Here is a 22,917-nt window from a genome sequence, read left to right on the forward strand (position 1 = left end):
TTCACGGGCCCCCCGAGGAAAACCTCGGGGGGCCCTTTCTTGTTTATGTCCATCGCCGTCGCGCCGGGGCGTCGACGTGGGCATCGCCCGCCGTACATGACGGCTTCGGCCCACCGCACCTGCCATCGCCAGGCGCAGGCCATAAGCTGTCGCGGGAGGCTTACCGGGAAAGGCGTACCCTGCCGGCGGCCTTTCCGCCTGTCCCCAGGTTTGCGGGGCCTGCCCGACGATTCATCCCCTCAAAAGAATACTTAAAAAAATTTCTTTGAGCCCTCGCCAGGGGGCTCTTGTTTTTTACCAAGGGACTTCCACCTGGGAATGGTGATTGTGGTGCTCGTGCGAGCTTATGGCGTACGATTTTGCTATCCTTTATCTTATGAAACCGTCTCTGTCTATAGTATTGCAGCTGCCTCCGTCGACCGCTTACGCAAAGCTTGATGCTGTTGCGGAAAACTTGTTGTCTGGTATGAGCAAGGTGCTTGAATCTGGCAAGTTCCGTTTTTCGATTTTTATGGATGGACCTACGCTTGAGGCTGCAGGACGTGTTGCCAGGCCTTTGATGTTCGGTAAATTCCGCAGGGCTGTTGAAGAGGGATGTCTTGAATTTTTGGGTGGCGGTTTCCATGATGCGATGCTGCCCCTGTTTCCTACGGAATTGCAATCGATGCAGCTTCAGAAGCAGGCGGAGTTGCTCTGGAAATATTTTTCCATTGAGCCGACCGGATACTTTAACTCGTCCATGGTTTGGGAAATGGACATGACGGAACTTCTGGAAAAGCATCGGTTTGAATATGCCCTTGTGCAGGAGTCCGCCCTTCAGGATGCTCTTGGACGTACGACTCCGGTTTCTGGCTGGTACTCGGTAGAGGACAAGGGGTCCTTCTTGCGGGTGGTTCCTGTTTCGGAGGTTATCACCAATGCGATTCAGAATGACGATTACCGCTGGCTGGAATTGGCGGAACCTTATTGCCGTGGTGGCAAGACTGCCGTTGTGTTACTGGATGTTCCTCCTATGCCGGGCGACATCGTGCCGTTCTTTGAAAGGCTGCTGGATTTTGTAGAGACTAATGATCTGCAGACCAAGACTGTTTCTAGTTTGGTCAACGACCAGAGTACGGAAGGTCGTCTGAGTTCCCTGCTTTCTGCGGGTAGAAAGATTGGTTTGCCTGCAGCAGCTAAGACTTGCCGCGAGCTTCTGATCCGTCGCCCCGAGGTGAATCTGCTGCACAAGTGCCTGCTATCCTTGTATAGGCGTGCGGTTGGAAACCTGAAGGATAAGGCGAAGCAGGATTTTTTGGAAATGTTGTTGCCGCTGATGTCTCCGATTTATTATCGAGATATGCAGGATTGTGAAGGTATGCGTTCACCCCTGGTTCGCTGGTGGGGGGCCAGGTTCCTGATGCAGGCGGCAAACCGCTTGTCAGAGCTGGTTTCCTTTGATGGAATCAGGCTGGAAGTGGCTGACTTTATGTTGGAAGGTCGTAAGCAGATTTGGGCTGAGAACCATTCCTACTCGTTTATGCTTGATTATTTCGGTGGCGGTTTTCTTAGAATTCTGAATGGAAAGAATTCAGAAAACAGTCTGCTAGGTTCTTGGCGAGATGATGGTGAAGCTGCCGTGGGTTTTATGGACTTCATGATTCCCAATGTGGAATTGAGTGCGGCCAAGCTTGATCAGATTCTTGAATATCGTGAGGGTGCTTTGCGAGAACCCTACGATTATCAGGTGAAGCGTCATGAGGGGGGTACGGATATTCTCCTTTTGGGGGAACAGCATTTCTCGTTCAGCGAACAGATGGGAGTCCTTCTTGTGGAGAAGTTCTATGAACTTTCTTCTGAAGGGTCTGATTTTGATCTTCGTTTTAAACTTACGAATGCGGCCTTCTCCTTGGCCAAGGGATTCTTTGGCTCCCTTCTTGAAACAGGACTTCTTGCATGTAATGGCCGACGTCAAATTCTTGTGAATGGCAGCGCCATTGCTTTTGATTTTAGTTCTCCGTTGGTTTACCCAGAAGCCAAGGTTATTGAAATCCTTGACAAGGTGACTACCAGTCGCATTAGACTTGAGTTCGAGACTCCGGCTTCGTTGCTGGTGTCTCCGATGTTTGGTGCTTCGTCGTCTGCGGCGCCGGAAGCCTTGCAGGGCATTCGACTGTTCCCCTTCTGGAAGGTCGAGCTGGAATCCAATGCCGAAAAGAACCTGAACATGACCGTTCGATTTTCTAAGAGGTAACCGTGAAGTCTGACTTGATTGACATCCAGGTGGAATCTAGCGGCGATGATGTGGAAATCACACTTTCCGGCTCTCTGGGTTTTTCCCAGTTTTCTGCCGTGAAGGAAAAGTTGGCCATGCTTGTTGAAGGGCCTGGTTGCTTCTACTTTCTGAATTTGCAGAATTGTCATTTTACCAGTGAGCGGTATCTTGACTTCTTTCTTGACTTGTTGAATCGCGTAAAGGCCCGCAAGTCTTCCCTGATTCTTATTTTCGACAAGAACGAACTATTCCAGTATTTTTCCAGGTATCAGAACATTTTCGAGATTTATGAAAATCGTCGTGCCTACAAGAAGTCTGGAACCAAGAAACAGCTTCAGCAGATTGGCCTTTATTATGGTTTGCGTTCCGGTATTACGCTCAGTCCTGGTGTGGCTATAGCCTTTTTGACCTTGATTCTTGGTTGGATTGTTACTTTGTTCATTGTCGTATCGACGCAGGGGCGAGACTTGGCTGATAAGCAAGCCCAGATTATTGCCTTGCAGAACCAGAAAGATCGCTACATCCGCGAAATAGATAAACTGGAATCAACGATTGGTCCTTTGCGTAAGCTTGGGGTGATGCAAGATACCACAAGGCTCAGTTCCTTTGGCTTGATTCAGGACTGGGTCGGTTACCTGGAGTATCTGGAAAATACCCGCCGCGAGGAATAGGCTTCCTATGAAGACCAGTGTTCGTTTTCCTGCGTGGTTATTGGGCTTGGCGCTAATCCTATGGTTTGGCGCTTTGGGTCTTTTCGTGTCCAGGTGGTTTACCCAGCAGCGTGCGTTATCTGAAATTGCTGCACAGGAAATAGAATTACGAAATGATCTAGATAGGCTGTCTACCTGGGGAAAATGGACTATTGATTTTATAAAGATAGACAAGGCTTTGGCTTACCTCTCGAAGGACCGTCTAACAGAAGAACAACGTGCTCTCCTGTCGGAACAGATTTGGCAGATTTCCAGGTCCTATGCCACGGATCCCTTGCTGATTTTGGCGGTGGTGGCCCAGGAGAGTCACGGCAATCCCAATGCCCGCGGTAGAATGCAGTCGGGAAAGTTTTCTGGTGCCTTAGGTTTAATGCAGATCAAGCTGGAGACCGCCAAGAAAATGGGGGAACGTTTTGGCTTGCCTATTGAAAAGGAAGAAGACCTGCTCAGACCGGAAATCAACGTGACTGTCGGTACTGCCTATTTGATGCGCCTTATTGCAAAATATGGAAACTGGAAGGATGCCCTGATTGCTTACAACCTTGGACATTCCGCTGTGGATAAAATGCTGGAAAAGGGAACTCCCTTGCCCACACGTTATTATGAACATGTTGTTTCAAAGTATAGAAACTTGACCCAACTTTCATTCTTGTAAGAATTTGCGAACTCCGTTCGCATTTATTACGGCTCAATCATGGCAAATCGCATAAATGCGATTGCCGTGATCTTCGCCTTTTTGTAAATTTGGTCCATGTTTTGTTTTGGGAAGAAATTCCAAATTTTAGCCACGCTATTTTGTGCGGTTGGAGTCATGGCTGGAGAGGTCCGGTATGACTTGTCTCGCTTTGTAGAAGAGGGCTTGAATTCCGATCCCCAGCTGGCAGAAACAAGGTTTGGTGCCCAGTCAAAACAAGACAAGATTGCTCAGTTGAAGGCCGAGGCTATTTTGCCCACTTTCTATGTGGGTATGATGGTCGGTCCGGCTCCTGGTCTTCGTGATGAAATCGATAATGGCGACACGACCGAGGTCTATGATTTTTCCAAGATGGGGCCTTATTGGGGCGTGCAGGCTCGATTTGTGCAGCCTTTGAATCTGGGACAGTATCGTGCAGGCAAGGCTGCCCTTGAAGCAGACCTGGAACAGAAAAATTTTGAAATTGAACATCAGGTCCACAAGAAAGATGTGGAACTGCAGACTTACTATTACAACTACCTGCTTGCCAAGGAAATGATTCGCATTGCCGCTGATGCCCAGAAGCAGGTGGATAATGCCTACGAGAAGATGGAAGAGGCGCTGGATGATGATGACCCCAGTGTTTCCCAGATGGATTTGTTGAATCTCAAGGCGAAAATGCATACTGTGAAGGAAGGTGTTTCTGAAGCCAACCTGGGTATGAAACGCGTGTTGCTGGCAATTCGTTTTGCGTTGAACATGCGTGACGAAGACACTTTTGCTTCGGAGGATTCTGTCTTGACTCCCCGTAGTGAACGTCTGCCTTCCCTGGAAGAGGTTCGCGATATCACCTTCCGTAACCATCCGGAATTGAAACAGCTGAACGCTGGTCTTAGGGCTCGTAGACTTCAGATGGATCTGGCAGAAGCTAAACTGGCTCCCGAATTTTTCGTGATGGGCGAAGTGGAATATGTAAAGAGCTGGGCTGGTAACCGTAGCATTATGCAGAAGGATGCCTTCTCTGAAGACGCGGTGAACAAGTTGACTGGTGCAGTTGGTTTTGGTCTCCGTTATAACTTGAATTTCTGGAAGAACTGGGAAAAATTCAGGGCTGCGAAGACGGATTATCGTGGCTTGCAACTGAAGGAAGGCTATGCCGCCAATGGTTTGATCGCCAAGGCTGAAGAACAGTATTATATCGTGCAGTCCGCCAAGGAAAAGATGGATGCCATGAAGGAAAGTCTTCGCGCTTCGGAAGCTATCTTGAAGGGTGCGGCCATGCAGTATGACTTGGATAAGTCTAAAACGGGCGACCTGGTTTCTGCATACACCCAGAATGTGTCTATGCAGAAGGACTATTATTTTGCGGTTTGCAAGTACAATGTGGAATTTGCTCAGCTGATCTCCAAGATGGGATTGTCGCTGAAGGACTTCCAGTCGAATTTAATAAAAAAGTGAGGAAGAACATGTTCAAGAAAATGTTAATTGCTATTGCCTGTGCAAGCCTGTTTGCTTTTGCAGCCGAAGATCCCGTCGCTTCTATCCAGAAGAAGGATGCCGAACTGCAGGCCTTGATCAAGAAGTCTAATCGTAGCGTCAAGGAAACTGAACGCGTTAAGTCCTTGCTGAACGAATCCTTTGACTTCGAATTGCTGGCCAAGAAGTCCCTGTCTTCTAGCGACTGGAAGGCTCAGGATGAAGCCTCCCAGAAAAAGTTCGTCGAAGAATTCCAGCGCATGGTCAAGAACTCCAGCGCCAAGCGCCTTGAAGTTTACCGCGCCGACTCTACCGTTTATGAACCGGCCAAGCTGAAGAAGAACGGCGAAGAAGCTTCTGTTGTTGCTCACCTCTGGAACAAGGGCAAGGAATCTGTTCTTGAATACAAGATGAGCCAGGTGAACGGTAACTGGAAGGCCTGGGATCTGGTCATTGACGACCTTTCTACGGCTCGCAACTATAAGGAACAGTTCGGTCAGATTCTTAAGACCAAGAGCTTTGCTGAACTGATTGAAGTCATCTCCAAGAAAGCCGACGAGGCGGAGAAGTAAGCCTGTTGCAGTGGCTTACGCCATGGACTGTTATCGGCGCGGTACTTTGTGTACTGGCGTTGGTTGTCTTATTTTTCCCGTTCATTTTTAAGATTGATTTCGAGGCTGGGCTGAAAGGATTTGAGGCCCGGTTTTCCATATTCAAGAAACAGTTCTATAAGTACGAAAAGAAGTTTTCGGAAGACGAGACCGCTGACGAAAAATATTCCGTAGGGGATTTTGATAGTCGCCCGGATAACGAGGAGGCGGTGGTTCCCACTTATGTGCCGCCTAAGAAAAAGGTGGAAGAACCGAAAATTGAATCGCGCCCTCCGGAACCTGCCAAGGAAAAATTGGAAGCCCCGAAAGTTGTGGAAACTCCTGTAGTCGACGAAGCTACAGAATCTGCTGAAAACGTCACGGAAATCGCTGCGGAACCTACTGAGGCTCCCGCTGAAGTCGCTGCGGAATTTGAAAAGGTTGAACCTCTCGTAGAAGAAGTAAAAACTGAAGAACCTAAAAAGGTTGAAAATTCTAAAAAATTCGAAGAATCGGTAAAAGTCAAAACGTCCGAAGAACCGGAATCTTCTGGAAAGGTGGACGTATCTGAGAAAACCGAAAAAACAGAAAAACCTGAAAAGCGTTCTTTGACAGATACGGAATTCTGGACGATTCTTTTGACGCCGGAGTTTGACGAAACTGCATTCTGGGCTTTGAAGAAATGGTTCTTCTGCTTGCTGCGCCTGTTCCGCATCCGTTTTGTGGATTGTTTTGTGGAAGGTTTCCGCGGCGAGGTGATGCACATGGGTTATGGTGCAGCCCTGAACGGATTTCTGAAGGGTTACCCGTACATTGGCGACTGGGATTTCAGAATGGACTGGACTCACGATCATGAACTGCGCTCTGCCGGTCAGGTTCGGGCCAGCATCAATCTGTGCCGCGTTATAGGACTTTTAATCGCAACGCTGTTTTATGGTGGCATCATTGCCTATAAGTTCTGGCGTCGCCGAGCTTACGTGTTGAAGACAAATGAATTGCCTGAACTGGGCTGGATTAGAAATAAAATTGTTAAGATGATGGCGGAGGAATAATGCCTGCTTTGACTTTGGAACGCCTGGTGGCGTCAATTGGTTTCGGCTCCCGCAAGGAAGCCCGCGCTCTTATCCGCGCCGGTATGGTGGAAATGGATGGCGAAGTGGTGGACGATCCCTTCGTGGAATTCAAGACCCGCCCCGAGACGATCGTTGTGAATGGAGAAGAAATTCCCACGGTTGAAAAATTGTACATCATGATGGACAAGCCTCTTGATGTGGAATGCAGCCACAATGCCCGCGACCATCAGTCTATCTACAGCTTGCTTCCGGATCGCTTTACCGCCATGGGCCTGCAGTCTGTGGGCCGCCTGGACGCGGATTCCTCTGGTTTGATTTTACTCTCTAACCAGGGTGATTTCATTCATAAGGTGGAAAGCCCCAAGAAAGGCTACCTGAAAAAATATCGCGTGACTTTGGCCCGTGAATTTACCGCCGAACAGAAGGCAGAACTTCTGAAGGGCGTGATGCTGAAGGATGAACGTCGCCCGGTTCTTGCCCGTGAACTTTCCGAAGAACGTATTGTGATTGACGGCGAAGAAAAGGATACGGTTGTCATTTCCATCGGTGAAGGCCTGTACCATCAGGTGCGCCGCATGTTTGCCGCCGTGGGCAACCATGTGATGACCCTTTCCCGCGAGGCCATCGGCCCTGTCACCATGGACGGTTCCTTGGGCAGCGGCGGCTGGCGATTTATGACTGAAGAAGAAGTTACTTCTTTGACGAAGTAAAAAATGTTTGCTTAAAAATAAAAGCCTCGGTTATAAAACCGGGGCTTTCATTTCTCTCTCTAAAAACTAAATTTGGTTCGTTAGAAATTTGGTTCGCTTGATTAGGCTTCGTCTTCGGTGGACTTGACGGCGATCATCACGTCCTTGTCTTCGGATTCCAGCTTTGCGTTCACGCCTTCCACAATGGCTTCCAGGGAATTGATCTTATCCTTGATGTCATTGCTGAACTTGAAGGAGGGAACCATGCGTTCCTCGATCATGACGGTTTCGCCGGTGCGGGGATTGCGAGCCGGACGAGACTTGCGAGGCTTGCAGCTGAAAGTACCGAAACCGCGGATTTCGATGGTGTTGCCTTCGATCAGCTTTTCGCCCACCAGGTCGAGGAACTGTTCGATGACGGTCTTAATATCGTTGCGCACAAATCCAGTGGACTTGGCGATTTCTTGAATCAGAGTTTGTTTAGTAATATTAGGCACGACGTAAATATAGGTTTATCAATGAGTTAGGCTAGGTGTCCTGATGAAATTAAATATTTTTTCTGGGCTGATACTGCGAACTTTTTGTGGATAATTGTGATTAGAATGTTGAAAGATGTTGAAAATTTAAAACCTGCTGTTAAGTCCTTTAAACTCCGTGAATTAGAGGTGTTTCCCAATACCATTTTGAGCCCCATGGACGGGGTGACAGATGCCCCTTTTAGGCGTTTATGCCGTGTTTTGTCGGGAAATCGCATGGGATTGTTGGTATCTGAGTTCGTACCCACCAATGCCGACGAGATTTTTAGCCTGACTGGTCACAAACAGTTGAAATTTTACCCCGAGGAAAAGCCTTTCGGTATCCAGATTTTTGGCTGTTATCCCGATAAGATGGCCGCTGCGGCCAAAAAAATCGCAGATGGGCTCCATCCTGACTATATAGAGGTGAATGCGGGCTGCCCGGCCCCCAAGGTGGCGGGAAAGGGTAGCGGATCCGGTTTGCTTAGGGATTTGCCCCGTCTGCAGGAAATTTTGCACGATACCCGTAAGGCCCTGGATACATGTCAGGTGAATGTACCTCTAACCTTGAAGTGCCGCATTGGTTGGGATGACGATTCCATCAACGTCATGGAAACTTTGAAAATCGCGGAAGGGGAGGGGGTGGAACTTCTGGTGGTTCACGGCCGTACTCGCCTGCAGGGCTACAACGGTCTGGCCAACTGGGACTGGATCGGGAAGGTGGCCGCCGCCGCAAAGATTCCCGTGGTTGGCAATGGCGATGTGAATAGTGTGGAATGTGCCCTGGAACGCATCAATACCTATGGCGTGTCCGGCGTAAGCATTGGCAGGGGCGCCATGCACAACCCCTGGATTTTCGGGCAGATCGCCGACGCCTGGGAAGGTAAGCCTGCCCATATTATTACCGCTGAAGAGGCGCTGGATGTGTTCTCCATCTACTACAAGTTCCTGGAAGAAGAAGGCCGCACGGAAATGGGCGCCATGGGCCGTTTAAAGCAACTGGCCGCACGACTTTGCAAGGGATTTGTGGATGGCTCCGAAGGTTGCGCGGACGAACCGCAGACTGGTACGTCGGCCGCCATGGAAGTCCGTCAGACGTTGCTCACCGCCCAGACTCCCGAGGAATTTTTCGAACGCAAGGAAAAGCTGAAAAGTGGCATCGCCAAGAGCCTGCGCTACGAACCCAACCGCCTAGTGAATCTGAACGGCGCCAAGGATAACACCCTGGTTTTCGGGAATCGCTACGAGAATCGATAGGTGGTCGGTGGCTCCCTTGAGAACTGGTCAAAATTTTTGACCAGTTTGTCTTTCTTACACAACGAGGCTATTCTCGTCCAGCAAAAAGTCGAAAACGTTCAAGAATACGATACCGTCTTGATTCTGGTGTTTCTTTATAGGGCCCAGCAAGTGCATCGCGGATTTTAAGTTCGTTATAAACTACGTTTTCCATCAAGTGGGGTTCTTCAATTTGCCTAAAGTTCAATCGTGCATTTCGGAGTCCCGCATCGGTAAAGTAAAACTTCATGGGGGTTCCGATGTAGCTTGCTTGACGTTCTTGAATGTGTCGGACAACTTTTGGGGGGTGGTCAGACTGCCAATATTTGAAGTTAGAACGTCCAGAAGTTCCGAAAGTTCATCCTTTGAACGAATATCGTTCCGTTCAAGAATATCGCCGACGTTTGTCATCTAGCGCAAATCCCTTGACGATGTACTCCTTGAGAATTTGGCTAGCCCATTTGCGGAACTGCGTTGCCCTCGAGGAATTTATTCGATAGCCTACGGAAATGATTGCGTCTAGGTTGTATTCTTCCAGTTCACTTTCCTCAAAGATGTTCTTTAGGTGTTTGCTAATTGCAGGGACACCAACTTCAAATAGCTCTGCCATGGCTTTTTGCGTAAGCCACAAAGTTTCGTTTTCAAGCTTCACCTCAAGATGCGATGACCCGTCATCGGAAACATAGATTACTATTTCGCCTTTCTTATCAGTGGTATTCATTCAATTCTCCGTGACACTGTATACTTTCCGTGTTTATGACCATCCGCAGTCAAACCGCAGTCAAGCTGGGTCATTTCAAGCGCAAATTCTCCCAAAATTGCCTAAATGTAAACTTGGGACAACATTTGGGTAGGATTTAAACATTGTGGGTATACAGTGTCCAGTAAAAAAAAGTGGTTTTTACAAGCCCTTGTTTTTGCATGACAAATCCACCTCGTCGGAAAAAATTATCTTTCCACCCGATGAGACTGATTGTACTTACCTTATGCCTCTTGGCTGCGACCTGTTTCGCTCAAAGTGAAACGACGCCAATTGCAGAAGTAGATTCCGCTGCATACTACGAAAAGGTGTATGAGTACAATCATCAGAAATTTCGCACAGATGAATCCGTTTCGGACGTTCTTTTTTGGACGAGCGTTGGCTTGAGTGCCGTTGCTCCGATTTCGGCCATGATGTTGGGGGCATGGTCGATGGGTTGCAATGTGAACGAGGATAATGATTGCGAATGGTCCGCACTGGAATGGGGGCTAGCGACGCCGCTTTTTCTCTTTCTTCCGTCGTGGACGGCTTACGGCGTTTTCTCCTTGGCGAAAATTCATCGTCATAACAAATATAACCAGTACTACAAAAAACGTGAGGATTATATAAAGCGTAAACAACTTGAGAAAAACGGAGCTGAAGAACAGTTGCTGTCCATACAGGTGTTGCCCTTGGCGGATCCTGTGAAACAACGCTACGGAGCGTTGTTTGCTCTGGGCTTTTAGTCAGGACATTTTTTATGAATGCGGTTCCTGGCCAGGCTCTGTTAAGCCAAGTTGTATTGCTGAGAAAAGATTGTTTAGTTGCTATTAGAAAGCTGCGGCGCCAAAGCCGGTTTCAGCCAAAAAATTGCGCTTCTACAGTAAAAATGCTGTTTTGAAGGGGGCTTACAAAATCCAGAAAGTTTGCTAGCAAGTCCCGACCATACGTTTCGGCTTGACACAGCCAAAAGAAAAAACTTTTGAAATTTTTCAAAGCGCAATGTATTCCGATGTTTTTTTCGCAACAAAATTTTTGATTTGTAGAAATGATAATGAAAAAAAGTCCGGTCAAGTGACCGGACCTTTTTTCCCAAACACCCGGGGTGTATAATAATTACTTCAGGATTACCTTCTGACTGTAAACCTGGCTGCCCTGCTTGATCATGAGGATTGCAGGACCGCGGGTTTCTGCCTTCAGCTGAATGCTGTTGCTGCCAGCCTTTGCGTTGATGTTTTGAGTAGCAATCATCTGACCTAGTCCGTTTATAAGAAACGCCTTGGCCGAACCTGGTTCGTTTCCTATAAAGATTGCGTTTATGAGTCCCTGCTGGATATCAATGGAACGCAGGCCCACTCTAGTAAAGTCTGTGTTTGCAGGCGTTGTAATTCTTGTTTCGCCGTCATTGATGGTAGAGGGAGCAAGGCCGCCTACGGCAATGCCTTCGCACTTCATTTCCTTGTTGTCATTGAAGTCCAAGAACGTTACCTTGGTACCGTCCTCTTTCCACAGGATAATGTTGTCCAATTCCAGGGAGGCATCCACATCTACGCCTTGAACATTGATGCCGATGACTACCACCTTGGAAATGTCTTCAAAATCCATGCCCGGTTCCGAGGAACCATCAAATGCAATCTTGATATTCTGCCATTCGCCTGTAAAGTCGTCAAAGTCACCAAGGCTCACCTGCTTCCATTTCCAATCTGCGGACATGTTGAACAGGGTTACTCCAGACCATGAGCTGCTGGATCCCTTGAACTTGATGTCAAAGGACATGGCTGTATATTGGCTCCAGTCCTGGGCGGCAAAGCCGTAGCTAAGAGTTCCTGTTTCTGCGGTGTCGCTCTGGGCTTTGTAAATCACCTTCATTTCACGATCGCTATTATCCAAGCTCTTTTCTACAAGGGCGTCGATGGAGTTGCCTTCGAACTTGGGCAAACCATAAGCGGCACGCATGGCGTTCAGACTTTCGTAATCCAGGATGCCGCGGTTCTTGTTTCTGCGGATAATGGTCATGTTGCCGTTGCCTTCATCACCGGTATCCCAGATGCAGGGCACGAAGCCGTACTTCTTGGAAAGTTCCGCAATTCTGCCGTAATAGTCGACGCGAGACTTCAGATGCAGTCGAAGGTCTTCACCTTTCAATTCAAGACGCTTGATGACGCCGAATTCACCGATGACCATGGGAATGTCCTTGAAATCTTCTCCTAGCATGGCGAAGACGGAATCCACGTATTCGGGGCTGGCGTAGGCGCCTTTCTTAACATTGTGAGCGACATCTGTGGTGGAGTAGTTGCTTTCGCCCCAGTAACGCACGGTGTTGCCCCAGTCAGCATCCTGTTCCATCAAGGCGAACGTATAGGGATAGAAGTGGAATTCTCCCATCATGTAGTCGGTGCCGGCAGGGTCTGCGGGAAAGTTTCCCTTCAGGTAATTGTGGGCCTTGTTTTCGTCGGTGTCGGGTGCCTGCACGATGATGGTGCGTGTAGCGTTGTTGCCGCCGGAACTGCGGACAGCCTTGATCATGGTCTCGTGATAGGCTTTCAGTGTGTTGGCGTTGTCTTGCTTCAGTCCGTCGCCACTTTCGCCGGGCTCGTTGGTGCTGGCGAACAGCAGATGTTCATCGTAATCCTTGAACTTGGCGGCAATCTGCTCCCAGTAGGATTTCTGGCGGGCGTTGATCTTTTCGTCTACAGACGTTCCGATGTTGTCTTCCAGCCAGCCGTTATCCCAGTGGATGTTGAGGATGGCATACATGTCTCGCTTGACTACGTAATCTACCACGGTCTTTACGGAATCCAGCCAGGCGGCATTAATGGTGTTTTCGTCTCCGTCAGGAGTATAAAGTGTCCAGTTGGAATCTACGGCGATGGCGTTGGAATGGCTGTACCAGGCGCAGGGAATGCGGACCGTGTTAAAACCTGCGGACTTGACGGAATCGATCAGCTCCTGGGTGGGAAAATCGTTTCCCCAGGCGGATGGGTTCATGGGAACTTCCAGCGTGTTTCCGATGTTGTAACCCATTCCCATTTTCGCGAAGACTTCTTTTGCTGTGGGAAGTGCATTGGCTGAACTAAATAGTAGACCCATGCAGCAGGGAATGCTGAAAATTCTTTTGAAATTCATCGGAAGGTCCTCTGTTTTTTGCCTTTCCATAAACTATTCTAAAAAAAGAAAGGCTATGTTCTTTCAAAGTGTATACCTAATATAACTAAGTAAAATATCACACCCTTTTACTTACTGAGATTTACCTATCTAAAAACTGTATCTTAGATACTTGGTCTAACCTAATTTTTTGTTGGTTTAGACCATTTTTTAGTATTTTAGGCTTTGGCGCCGAAGCTAATAAACTGTACTATTTTGGCGATTTTACAGCAGAAATGCAGTTTCCAATGGGTTTACGAAATGAACCTTTTATGCTAGCCCTGACCAAAAGTACGTTTCGGCTTGACACAGCCATTTTGCAGATTATGTCAAGCCATTTTGTATGGCTGCGTTTTTACTATATAATTGTAATGCGACTGTGCCAAACAGTGCAAAAACAGCGTAATTTCGACAATTTATGCTCTTTTGTGTACTTTAGCCTGACAAACCATTTGATGAAAATGGGCAATAGGGGTGCTGAAAAATTTTGAGTGACACCTACTGACATGCAGGATTATCTATATTCCCTGTGTACATAAAGAGTTTTGCTCTTGTCCACGTTTGAAACTTCGACACTTTCATTACCAAAGGACAAGACGAACGCTCACGCTTGCTGCTCGGCTATGTCGGGTGGCATCGTTTTGCTACATGCATATTTTATAGATCTGCCTGTACGCAAACGACTCTTTTGGGTGCATCTTGCACCAGCTGCCGTTTTTACGGCACGCTTTTGGGGCGTGGGTTGTTTGCGTTTATTTGTTCAGGGCAGTCGAAGGCCTGCTTTGCGATGGGATTCTTTACGAAGTTCACTTCTACGAAATGCTTGTAGAACTTGCCTGCGAATTCGCGGACAGCCGTAGTTTTGCCGACCTGGCGGGCGCCTGTAAGCGGCAGTGCCTTTTCATGACCCGACTTTAGCCAGTTTTCTAGGACCTTCGTTAGCTTTCTTTTTAACATTTTACAACTTTTTGCAATGTTTTTTAATGATGTTTTGCAACTTTTTGCTTTGCTTTGACATCAGTCCGCGATGGCTTGAACGAAGAGAAAGCCAGCGTCATTTAGGCGCTGGCAGTAATAACCCCTTAAGGGGTGGTTTGTGATTCTACCAGAATCTGTAGGAAATTTTGAGCAACTAGTTCGCGAACTGCCAGGTATCGAACTGCACATCACCCTTGATTATCAAGTAGACGGTGTGAACGCCGCTTGTGATGCCACTGCACTTTGCTTCCAGTTCCTGCCAGTCGCTTGCAGAACTGTTGACTGTGGCAACGTTTGCACCATCCCGTTTATCAAGACGGAGAGTTACAGAACCCTTGCCCTTCACCAAAGCCTTCAGAGTTTTTGCACTGCTGAAATTTACATTACGAACTTCGATGATGCCTTCTGTAGGTGCGGGACCGTCCTTGCTGGGAGTACCGATTGTAGCCACCATGTGGCCCGGTTCCTCTGTCTGCACGTAGCGAATGCCCAAGGTAGCCGCAGCTGTTGATGCCAGCTGCATAATATAGGGGTCAAGATTCTTGATAGCCTTTACGCCCTTGTAAGTCGGCTTAGCTTCCTTGATGACAACCTTTGCTTCGTCCACCTCGATTTCGTCAACCAAGATGCTGCGGAAACCGCCATGGGAACCGATGGAAGCCTCAAGAATTGCTGCCTGATAGAACAGATACCACTTGTCCTGATACTTATGGAGATGGGTGTGGTTGTTGCCGTAGGTCATGCCATTTTCACCCATGTTCTTGAAGTAGTTTCCGCCGTAGGTCCAGGAATCGGGATTCAGCGGCTCGGTGCTGGTAAAGTAATTCATGCTGCAGGCAGTTGGCGCCTCGCCACCCCAATCCCAGGGCGTATGGTCATCCCAGTCGTTGTTGAAGGTGTACACGTACTTGCCGTTAATATAATTGAGCTCATTAGCCTCGAAATGGAACGGGGACGGAAGCTTGACCGGATCCCCATCGAGAGAGTGCAGATCTGGTTTGAGCTTTGCGATCCAGCCTTGACCATTACCAAACGAAAGCCATCCATCGCCATTGTCGTCAATTACAGCACCCGGGTCAAATATGGAACCGCTGCCCTTTACAACAGGATGGTCGCCATCGATAAGGCTCTTGCTCAAAGGAGATGTCCACGGGCCTACCGGAGACTTTGCCTGGATGACACCGGTGCCAAAACCGCTATTGGAGAAATAGAGGGAGAAGAGGGTGCTGCCATCGGCCTGTTCCTTGCTGATGATGCTTGGTGCCCATGACGCCATAATCCAGGGAGCCACCTCGCCGACAGGAATCAATCCGTGGTAAGTCCAGTTGACCATATCGTCGGTGGACATCATTACCAAAGTCTTGATCTTCTCGTAAGTATTGCTGACGCCTTCTTCGTACTGCTGATGGTCATTGGTTCCATACACATAGAGGCGTCCCTTGTATTCAATGGCGGTCGGGTCTGCGCAGTACTGGAAATCCAGAATAGGGTTGCCATTGCCCACGCCCAGTTTTGGGGACTTCACTGGCATCTTGCTTACTGTGCCGTCAGAGTCCTTTGCGCGGATAATGATTTTACCGAAATTAATGGTCGCTGCATCACTAGGTGTGTTGGGGCTTACGACCAGTGCCAAGCTAACGAGAGTTTTGCCCGGTTCAAAGGTCAATGCAAAATTTTTTGCACCGCTAGAGATTCTTTCCGTTGTCTTGGTTTCGTCGCTGTAGGTTGCGATTACGTCAATATTGTCGTATTCGACGGCCTTGGTAAAAGCTATCTCAACCTTTGTGAAAACGTCCGTATCCAGGTCGTGAATATCCCAATAGTTGTTGGCGTATTGCTTGTAGGTAAAGCTGTTGTTAGTTGTGTCCTTTTCGCCGCCGCCGCCAAACCAGTCCACGATGATATCTTCAATAGTGAGTGCGATATCGTACTTCGCCACGTTCTTTATGCCATCATCCTTGTCGAGAGGGTCGCTAGGCTGCTCTTGAGAGACGCTGTCCTTAGGCTGAATAGGATTGAGGGAATCCTTGGGCTGTTCCGGGTTGAGTGTATCCTCGGGAAGTTCCAGAGAGGGGTCGTCATCAAGGTTCTTGTTTACGGATTCATCGTCTCCGCATGACATTACCATGGACGAAACGGACACAAGTGTTGCCGCAAGAAAGATTTTCTTATTCATATTCGCACCCAATGTTTTGGTAATTACCTCTTATGAAAATACGCTAAATCCATAGGTTGTGAAAATATGGAGGGTGGAACCTCAAATGTTTCGTTGAGAATTTCTAAACGCTTTGCAACAACGTAAAAAACGGAATCTTACACAATATATGCGGAAATGTTCCCTAAAAGCAAGATGATCAAAAAAGCCCTTGATGAAAGAGGTTCTGTGATTCTTAACTTCAAAGAAATGATTGCCTCCTATCTTGTGTTACAATTGATTAAGACCCATTTAAACCCCTCGAATTCAATGGGTTTAACGTGGTTTGAGAACGCGTCAAGAATTTGTTAATATAACGGAAATCAGTAACATTGCGATAAATCTTCATAAAGTTGTCAAATTCGACCACTTTAAAATATGGCGAATTCGACATATTTATGAATGCAATATCTTTATAGTTTCCATTAATAGGGGTCGAATTCGACCCCTTTAAAACTTTAGTTGTTCTTTTTCCCGGACGCCTGCGACACCATTTCCAGCAGTTGCTGCTTTGAAACAAAATTCAGCACGGAGAATGCGGTCAGTTTTTTCCCGACTCGGGCTGATACACGATGATTTCGTTTTTCTCTTCCATATTTATTCCTTTGTGTTACAAGCTGGATATAAAAATACAAATTTAATGCACAAATGTTCTAGTGAACAAAATGCAATCGATTTTATTAACTCTGTCAAGCTAAAGCACTCATTTGTGTAGAGCTAGCATAAACTCAGCCATTTATCACCCCTTCCAAAACTGTTTATTGGCAGCATAAACGCAATAAACTCGCTGTATTCTAAAATTTCTTCTTGACTCTACTTTTGCGAGCCGCATTTGAGGACTTGCTTTCAATTTGCTTGATCGTTTCAAGGTAAGCCTTTTCTACAGGGCTTAGTGTATTGACTTGGTATTTGCGATATTCTTCAAGGGCTTTGTCTACAGCCTGCTTGTGAGTTACTTTTCCTGAATTATTCAAGACGCATTTCCCGGCGGCTGAGATTACTTGGTCTAGCTGTTGCACGTAATCATGCATGTACATGAGGCGATGCTCAAGAGCAGCAACTTCCGCGATATCAAAATATGCACTCACTAAATTGTTGAGAATTTTCAGTTCATTTTCGTTGAGATAATTTTTTGCGATGATCACATCGGCTCGAACAGGTAACTCTCCACTAAAAGATTTCAATCCCATGAACGGCTTTTCACTATCGACACGATTATAAATCACTTCTGCGGCAGTATTTCCATGGGCCGCAAAATGAAACTTATTCTGAACCATCTTGAAGAAGGCGATGCTTTCTGCACTTGTCGGGTTGTAATCTGCGCTGGTCGCGTAAAGATCAAGAACCTGCCTGTACATGACTTTTAGAAAGCGGTTTCTCTAGTTTGCGTTTTACCGTCAATTGCTCCATGCAGAGTGGTTGTTTCCATTTTGGAAATAACCATAGATTCTTCCAGTTCTCCTTCCTCAAAGATGTTCTTTAGGTGCTTGCTAATTGCAGGAACGCCAACTTCAAATAGCTCAGCCATGGCTTTTTGCGTAAGCCACAAAGTTTCGTTTTCAAGTTTCACTTCAAGATGCGAGGAACCGTCATCGGAAACATAGATTACTATTTCGCCTTTCTTGTCAGTGGTATTCATTCAAACCTCCGTACTGCACAAAAATACACTAAAACAAAAACTCTGTCAAGCCAGTGTACACGGTCGGGGTGAGATTGTGTTCCCATTGTTTTCTTGCTGAATAATAACAGCAAGGTCGGATTAGGATATGTCAAGCCATTTCGTAAAAAATAGGCAATAGGGGCACCGAAAAAATTTGAGTGACACCTACTGACATGCTGGATTATCTATATTCACCGTGTACATAAAGAGTTTTGCTCTTGTTCCTCACCCGAAACTTCGACAATTTCTGAACAGGGAATAAGGCGACGCTCACGCTTGCTATTGGGCTTTGCTTAATGGCATCGTTTTGCTACATGCATATTTAATAGATCTGCCTGTGCGCAATGCGACCCTTTTGGTGCTTTATGCACTAGCTGCCGTTTTTACGGCACGCTTTTGGGGCGTGGGTTGTTTGCGTTTATTTGTTCAAGGCAGTCGAAGGCCACAGGTGAGTAAGCGCATTCAACCTCACGCCTTTTTTCATTGATATCGTGTGGAAGTTTCGCAACAAGAGTGACTCTTGCTGGGTTTGCTCTTATTCGCACCTGAAACTTCGACACTTTCTGAACACGAAATAAGACAAACGTTCGTTGACCTATGGTTACATAGGCCATGCTGTACCCTGGGCGTACTATATCCATTCGGTGCCCGGGGAATTCGTGCGTGTATCCACACGTGCGTTTGCGAGCGTTTTCTTTGCTTGTTTTGACATCGCAGTTTCTTGCTCCCGACTGAGGGTGAACTCGTTCACCTTCAACTCGAGGAACGAGATACATACATGTCTGGTCTAAAGCCTCTTATAAAATATCGTGGAGGAAAATCTAAGGAGATAGTTTTCTTTGAAGATTTAATACCCACCAACTATTCTCGTTATGTAGAGCCTTTTTTTGGTGGCGGATCGGTTTTCTTTCACCTTCTTCCTCAAAAAGCAATAGTAAACGATTTGAATTCTAAATTGATCGGTTTTTATAAAGGTGTGAGAAACCATTATGATGATTTGATGAGCGATTTACATCGTATTGAAGGTTTGTATAAGGAAAATCAGCAGTGTTTTGAATCGCAAAAGAAAATTTCAAATGGAAGTTTCTGTGAAAATTCAAATGAAGCTTTGTACTATCGACTTCGCGATATGTTCAATGGAAAAATCAATTCCGAATATACAGAGGCTGCTCTTTATTTTTTCATAAATAAGACATCCTATTCAGGAATGATTCGTTACAATACAAAAGGTGAATATAACGTCCCCTTTGGGAGATATAAAAATTTCTCAGTTTCTGGTGTTACAAATCAGCATGTCAAAATTTTAAAGAAGGCGCAATTGTTCAATCTTGACTACGCAAAAATTTTTGATAAATGCCAAGAAAACGACTTTGTCTTTATTGATCCACCGTATGATTGCATCTTTACTGAGTACGGAAATTTAAATGGACTTGATTTTAATGAAGAAAGACAAAGGCAACTTGCAGAAGATTTTAAGAATTTGTCTTGCAAAGCAATGATTGTTATAGGCAATACACCTCTTATTTCCGAGTTATATCAGGGATATATAAGACGAGAATATCATAAAAAATATGCGGTCAATATACGAAATCGATTTAAATCCCAGGCAAATCATTTGGTAATTACGAATTATTAGGAGCGAACAAATAATGTCATCCATAGATGTAATTAGAAACTACCTATCAAAAAATATTCCTCAATGGAAAAAACTTGAGGAACATAATCTTCCCAAAGATTGTGATTTGCTTTCTATTAATTCAACAGACAAAGCTTTGTTTGCCTACACAAACATCAATATCACAGGCACGGAAAGGGCGAAACCGCAAATACGAGTTTTTCTTGATAAGACAAGACCGTGTTTTGAATTCGCCAAAAGAAATAATTGCAAGTTTTTCTTGTTCACAATTTTTACACAAGATTCGTCAATGGCAACGGGCTTGACCGCTTTTGACCCACATGAATTTTTAGTGTCTCTTGAAACAAATTTAGACAGCGAAACATCACGTCGTGATCTTCGCAGTCTGTACGATTTTGTGCAAGAACAATTAAATGGGAAGAACGTAAGGGATTTTATCAGGTGTCCACAAAACAAACATAATGCAGGAATCAAACAGGCTTCTTTTATTAGAATTATAGAAGGAGATGTGGAAAATCCTGAAACATTAAAGAAATATGTAAAATATTTTGACAGTCGTCCTTATTTAGAAAGTAAAGAAAGTGTTGATGGTGAACTTCTTGAAAACTCAGTTTTTTTTAATGAAGAAGCCTCTTTCACCCCCTCCCAAATCATTTACTATGGTGTACCAGGTTGCGGCAAGAGCTTTGAAGTCAATAAAATTATTGACAAGAAACTTGACGAATGCGGCATACTCGCTAGCGAAAAAGAGTACCATAAAGTTCGTTGCGTGTTCCATCCGGAGTACAGCAATGCAGATTTTGTAGGACAGATTTTTCCGTATGTGAAACCTAATAATGGCGGTGTTGAATATCGTTTCAAACCGGGGCCGTTTGCAGAAGTCATCCGTAGGGCTTTCCGCAACCCGACTGAGCCCTTTTTCTTGGTAATCGAAGAAATCAATCGCGGAAACGCAGCGGCAATATTTGGAGAGGCTTTCCAACTGCTGGACCGCATCAAGCCTGGCGACGCCGTTGATAATTCAACCGGAAACGAGTACGGAGAAGGTTGGAGTTCTTACGGAATCGACAATATCGATGTCAATGGCTACATCCGTCAAATAGACACAAACAATCCCGAAACCGTAGAATACGACGAAAGTGTTTCTTATAGTGAAAAAATCAAACTGGAAAACTACACTTCAATCCGTCTTCCGCCAAATCTATCCATCTACGCGACAATGAACACAAGTGACCAAAATGTGATAGCGACGGATAATGCGTTCCAGCGTAGATTCAAGTCTAGGATGATTCGCAATAAACTTTCCAACGAAGTCTTTCCAGGTAAGGCTCAATACAATATTCAGATTGATGGCACCGAAGTTTGTTGGGGTAAATTTCGAGACTGGGTAAACGAAAAAATCCTATTGCCAGAAAATGGAATTTCAAAAGCAGACGACAAATGTCTTGGCGGATGGTTCATAAGCACTTCTGTCAAAGAAAAAGATGCAAATGGAGCTGTCGTTAAATTTGAAGACATTTCAAGGGAAGATTTCGCCGAGAAAGTTATCAAGTATTTATGGGACGATGTTTTTAAGCGCAATGCGGCAAACAATATTTTCAACAAGGACAAGTTCAAGTCCCTCTCGGACTTGATTGACGCCTTTGAAGAAATGGACGGCGAATCATATAAACTCAAAGGGTTTGATGCGTTTGATACGATTTTCAAAATATCAGAAAACGAAAAAAACGTCTTAAGAAATGGATAATTCCGCTATTCACAAATCCGTTAAACGTCAGAAATCCTTCAAGGATTTTTGCGTTTACTTTGATCCGGCAGTTTCTTCTTTTGACGAAGACGAAACTTTTGTCGGCGTGAAGATAAGAAAAGCGGATGAACAGGATTCCTTTGAACCTAGGATTTACTTTCCTCGCGGATATCGTCCAGATCATGATGACTCCGAAGTCGAAAAACTGGATGCAGAACTTAAATCAGATTTTTTGAGATTGATTTCTATCATCAATGACGTTTCTCTGCAAAATCGTTTCCCTGACAATGAAAAAAGTGACTTGAAAACGGGTTTTCCGATTAAAGCATTCTTCTCCATTGTACAATATTATTTGGACTATGGTTATTTTGCGGAAACAGAAACGGTTTATAAAAAGGGTTGGTCTGGGAAAATAAGCTGGTCACGAACAATAAAGCGAATCAAGCCTCAAGTAGTAAAAGACGAAGACGACAACCACAGCGTTGTATACCTCAACTTGATTACACGACGAACAAACTACAAACAAGACAGCCTGATTACGCTTATTCATAAGTTCTGTGTTTATGAGGCAGCAAGATTAATCGGTCCTCTTTTGGGCGTTATCGAAGATGAATTTGATTCACCGGAACTGGATTTTGATTACGAACTTTTTGTTGAAGTTCTGAAAGATAAAATTGCATCAACATTCAATGACAAGTTCCTGGAATTATTTCATTCGTTACTAACTGTTGTGGATTTCTTTGAAAATAAGGAGACCCTTGTCAATGATGATTCTGAAATCTGCTTCGGGTTTAAAAAGTTCGATCACGCTTGGGAAGGAATGATCGATAGTATTTTCGGGAATGTTAGCGACAAGACGAAATACAATCCCCATCTGAAATTCATTGCGATGAATTCCAAGAGTGTAGAAGGGAAAATCATTGATTACGACGATGACAAGGGAGATGGCAGACGCTCCACTTTGCGTCCCGATACAATCATGAAGCTTGGCGATTCCGTCTTTATTCTTGACTCCAAGTATTATAAGTTTGGAGTAAAGAATGAAACCCGTTACTTGCCCGGTGCAGAATCTGTCTGCAAGCAGATGGCGTATGCGGAATATGTTGAAAACCATATGGGTATAAAAGCCGATAAAAATTTCAATGCATTTATCATTCCGTATTATGCGAAATCAAACGTATTGCCTTTCGGTATGGAAAATAAAGGCTTTATTTACGGGGAATGGAAAGTTATCTCCAAAAAGGATGATACCGAAAAGCAGAATATTTGTGAGAAACGCCCTTACCACTATATCGCTTGCGTTTGCCTTGACATGAAGTCCGTAATGCGAAACTACCGTCGCAACGAAATTGCTCAATTCAGATTGGCGGAAGTTGTGAGATCCGGGGCAGAAAGCATCCTGGAATACGCAACAAAAGAAATTAACGCATGATGGTGCCAATCTTGAAATTCCATGAAGTCAAGTTTGAGGTGTTCAAGAATTTTTGAAAAATAGCTCTTGACAAGGAATAATTTGCAATTTATATTTACAGTGCTCGAATGAGTACTTGTGCTGTGTCCCGCA

18 protein-coding genes and 2 pseudogenes are annotated in these 22,917 nt (G+C 45.6%); 12 read left to right on the top strand and 8 right to left on the bottom strand.

What is annotated here, in order from left to right; genetic code table 11:
- Positions 1-376 precede the first annotated feature (376 nt).
- From MMG03_RS06045 to MMG03_RS06075, 7 genes are all read left to right on the top strand, one after another.
- Complete coding sequence (locus MMG03_RS06045; protein WP_158236700.1) at positions 377-2,233, top strand: alpha-amylase/4-alpha-glucanotransferase domain-containing protein; 1,857 nt, start codon at positions 377-379, stop codon at positions 2,231-2,233.
- A 2-nt stretch (positions 2,234-2,235) separates the two neighbouring features.
- Positions 2,236-2,925, top strand: a complete 690-nt coding sequence (locus MMG03_RS06050; RefSeq protein WP_073160230.1) for a hypothetical protein — start codon at positions 2,236-2,238, stop codon at positions 2,923-2,925.
- Positions 2,926-3,010: 85 nt separating this feature from the next.
- Positions 3,011-3,619 (top strand): transglycosylase SLT domain-containing protein, encoded by a 609-nt coding sequence (locus MMG03_RS06055; protein WP_249505877.1) that lies wholly within the window; start codon positions 3,011-3,013, stop codon positions 3,617-3,619.
- A 156-nt stretch (positions 3,620-3,775) separates the two neighbouring features.
- Complete coding sequence (locus MMG03_RS06060) at positions 3,776-5,095, top strand: TolC family protein (protein ID WP_249269474.1); 1,320 nt, start codon at positions 3,776-3,778, stop codon at positions 5,093-5,095.
- 8 nt (positions 5,096-5,103) lie between these two features.
- The gene (locus MMG03_RS06065; RefSeq protein ID WP_249505878.1) at positions 5,104-5,685 is read left to right on the top strand and encodes a phospholipid-binding protein MlaC; all 582 of its coding nucleotides are present in this window, start codon (positions 5,104-5,106) and stop codon (positions 5,683-5,685) included.
- A 5-nt stretch (positions 5,686-5,690) separates the two neighbouring features.
- Positions 5,691-6,755, top strand: a complete 1,065-nt coding sequence (locus tag MMG03_RS06070; protein ID WP_249505879.1) for a hypothetical protein — start codon at positions 5,691-5,693, stop codon at positions 6,753-6,755.
- Positions 6,755-7,486 carry a pseudouridine synthase gene (locus tag MMG03_RS06075; protein WP_083539831.1) on the top strand — a complete coding sequence of 244 codons (732 nt, stop codon included), beginning with the start codon at positions 6,755-6,757 and terminating at the stop codon, positions 7,484-7,486. Before MMG03_RS06070 ends, MMG03_RS06075 begins: the two co-directional genes overlap by 1 nt.
- Before the next feature lie 101 nt (positions 7,487-7,587).
- On the opposite strand, the gene MMG03_RS06080 is transcribed toward MMG03_RS06075, so the two are convergent.
- Positions 7,588-7,962 (bottom strand): HU family DNA-binding protein, encoded by a 375-nt coding sequence (locus MMG03_RS06080; RefSeq protein WP_073160238.1) that lies wholly within the window; start codon positions 7,960-7,962, stop codon positions 7,588-7,590.
- Positions 7,963-8,067: 105 nt separating this feature from the next.
- Here MMG03_RS06080 and MMG03_RS06085 point away from each other — a divergent pair, with 105 nt between their 5' ends.
- Complete coding sequence (locus MMG03_RS06085; protein WP_249505880.1) at positions 8,068-9,237, top strand: tRNA-dihydrouridine synthase; 1,170 nt, start codon at positions 8,068-8,070, stop codon at positions 9,235-9,237.
- Between the two features lie 157 nt (positions 9,238-9,394).
- On the opposite strand, the pseudogene MMG03_RS16060 reads toward MMG03_RS06085, so the two are convergent.
- Together MMG03_RS16060 and MMG03_RS06095 are read right to left on the bottom strand one after the other, a co-directional pair.
- Positions 9,395-9,663 (bottom strand): annotated as a pseudogene (locus MMG03_RS16060) (ATP-binding protein); the annotation flags it as partial.
- Positions 9,656-9,976: pseudogene (locus MMG03_RS06095) on the bottom strand (virulence RhuM family protein); the annotation flags it as partial. The pseudogenes MMG03_RS16060 and MMG03_RS06095, both read right to left, overlap by 8 nt.
- A gap of 242 nt (positions 9,977-10,218) precedes the next feature.
- On the opposite strand from MMG03_RS06095, the gene MMG03_RS06100 reads away from it, so the two are divergent.
- Entirely contained in the window at positions 10,219-10,740 is a 522-nt protein-coding gene (locus tag MMG03_RS06100; RefSeq protein ID WP_249505882.1) for a hypothetical protein, read from the top strand.
- 370 nt (positions 10,741-11,110) lie between these two features.
- Here MMG03_RS06100 and MMG03_RS06105 read toward each other — a convergent pair whose 3' ends face one another.
- From MMG03_RS06105 to MMG03_RS16320, 5 genes are all read right to left on the bottom strand, one after another.
- Positions 11,111-13,120, bottom strand: coding sequence for a glycoside hydrolase family 5 protein (locus tag MMG03_RS06105; RefSeq protein WP_249505883.1), 2,010 nt, complete (start codon positions 13,118-13,120; stop codon positions 11,111-11,113).
- Between the two features lie 735 nt (positions 13,121-13,855).
- Positions 13,856-14,095: an AAA family ATPase gene (locus MMG03_RS06110; protein ID WP_073238781.1), complete on the bottom strand. Its 240-nt coding sequence runs from the start codon at positions 14,093-14,095 to the stop codon at positions 13,856-13,858.
- A gap of 175 nt (positions 14,096-14,270) precedes the next feature.
- Positions 14,271-16,292, bottom strand: a complete 2,022-nt coding sequence (locus tag MMG03_RS06115) for a glycoside hydrolase family 43 protein (RefSeq protein ID WP_249505884.1) — start codon at positions 16,290-16,292, stop codon at positions 14,271-14,273.
- An 812-nt stretch (positions 16,293-17,104) separates the two neighbouring features.
- The gene (rhuM, locus tag MMG03_RS06120) at positions 17,105-17,668 is read right to left on the bottom strand and encodes a RhuM family protein (RefSeq protein ID WP_249269473.1); all 564 of its coding nucleotides are present in this window, start codon (positions 17,666-17,668) and stop codon (positions 17,105-17,107) included.
- Positions 17,669-17,673: 5 nt separating this feature from the next.
- A complete protein-coding gene (locus MMG03_RS16320) occupies positions 17,674-17,949 on the bottom strand; it encodes a hypothetical protein (protein WP_212668384.1) in 276 nt (91 codons plus the stop codon).
- A gap of 799 nt (positions 17,950-18,748) precedes the next feature.
- Between MMG03_RS16320 and MMG03_RS06130 the strand changes: the two genes are divergently transcribed.
- Genes MMG03_RS06130 through MMG03_RS06140 form a run of 3 tightly spaced genes read left to right on the top strand, consistent with a single transcriptional unit; the run spans position 18,749 to position 22,785 of the window.
- On the top strand, positions 18,749-19,606 hold the full coding sequence (locus MMG03_RS06130; RefSeq protein WP_088659018.1) for a Dam family site-specific DNA-(adenine-N6)-methyltransferase: 858 nt from the start codon (positions 18,749-18,751) through the stop codon (positions 19,604-19,606).
- A 13-nt stretch (positions 19,607-19,619) separates the two neighbouring features.
- Positions 19,620-21,353: a hypothetical protein gene (locus MMG03_RS06135; RefSeq protein ID WP_249505885.1), complete on the top strand. Its 1,734-nt coding sequence runs from the start codon at positions 19,620-19,622 to the stop codon at positions 21,351-21,353.
- Positions 21,346-22,785, top strand: coding sequence for an LlaJI family restriction endonuclease (locus tag MMG03_RS06140; RefSeq protein ID WP_249505886.1), 1,440 nt, complete (start codon positions 21,346-21,348; stop codon positions 22,783-22,785). The genes MMG03_RS06135 and MMG03_RS06140 overlap by 8 nt, the downstream gene beginning before the upstream one ends.
- The last annotated feature ends 132 nt before the right edge of the window (positions 22,786-22,917 follow it).

This window comes from Fibrobacter sp. HC4 (assembly GCF_023373925.1).
Taxonomy (GTDB): Bacteria; Fibrobacterota; Fibrobacteria; order Fibrobacterales; family Fibrobacteraceae; genus Fibrobacter.

Bases quoted from the DNA above. Each gene is read 5' to 3' on its own strand.
- MMG03_RS06045 (WP_158236700.1), top strand. From the start codon at position 377: ATGAAACCGTCTCTGTCTATAGTATTGCAGCTGCCTCCGTCGACCGCT.
- MMG03_RS06060 (WP_249269474.1), top strand. From the start codon at position 3,776: ATGGCTGGAGAGGTCCGGTATGACTTGTCTCGCTTTGTAGAAGAGGGC.
- MMG03_RS06065 (WP_249505878.1), top strand. From the start codon at position 5,104: ATGTTCAAGAAAATGTTAATTGCTATTGCCTGTGCAAGCCTGTTTGCT.
- MMG03_RS06075 (WP_083539831.1), top strand. From the start codon at position 6,755: ATGCCTGCTTTGACTTTGGAACGCCTGGTGGCGTCAATTGGTTTCGGC.
- MMG03_RS06085 (WP_249505880.1), top strand. From the start codon at position 8,068: ATGTTGAAAGATGTTGAAAATTTAAAACCTGCTGTTAAGTCCTTTAAA.
- MMG03_RS06100 (WP_249505882.1), top strand. From the start codon at position 10,219: ATGAGACTGATTGTACTTACCTTATGCCTCTTGGCTGCGACCTGTTTC.
- MMG03_RS06105 (WP_249505883.1), bottom strand. From the start codon at position 13,120: ATGAATTTCAAAAGAATTTTCAGCATTCCCTGCTGCATGGGTCTACTA.
- MMG03_RS06110 (WP_073238781.1), bottom strand. From the start codon at position 14,095: ATGTTAAAAAGAAAGCTAACGAAGGTCCTAGAAAACTGGCTAAAGTCG.
- MMG03_RS06115 (WP_249505884.1), bottom strand. From the start codon at position 16,292: ATGAATAAGAAAATCTTTCTTGCGGCAACACTTGTGTCCGTTTCGTCC.
- rhuM (WP_249269473.1), bottom strand. From the start codon at position 17,668: ATGTACAGGCAGGTTCTTGATCTTTACGCGACCAGCGCAGATTACAAC.
- MMG03_RS16320 (WP_212668384.1), bottom strand. From the start codon at position 17,949: ATGAATACCACTGACAAGAAAGGCGAAATAGTAATCTATGTTTCCGAT.
- MMG03_RS06130 (WP_088659018.1), top strand. From the start codon at position 18,749: ATGTCTGGTCTAAAGCCTCTTATAAAATATCGTGGAGGAAAATCTAAG.
- MMG03_RS06135 (WP_249505885.1), top strand. From the start codon at position 19,620: ATGTCATCCATAGATGTAATTAGAAACTACCTATCAAAAAATATTCCT.
- MMG03_RS06140 (WP_249505886.1), top strand. From the start codon at position 21,346: ATGGATAATTCCGCTATTCACAAATCCGTTAAACGTCAGAAATCCTTC.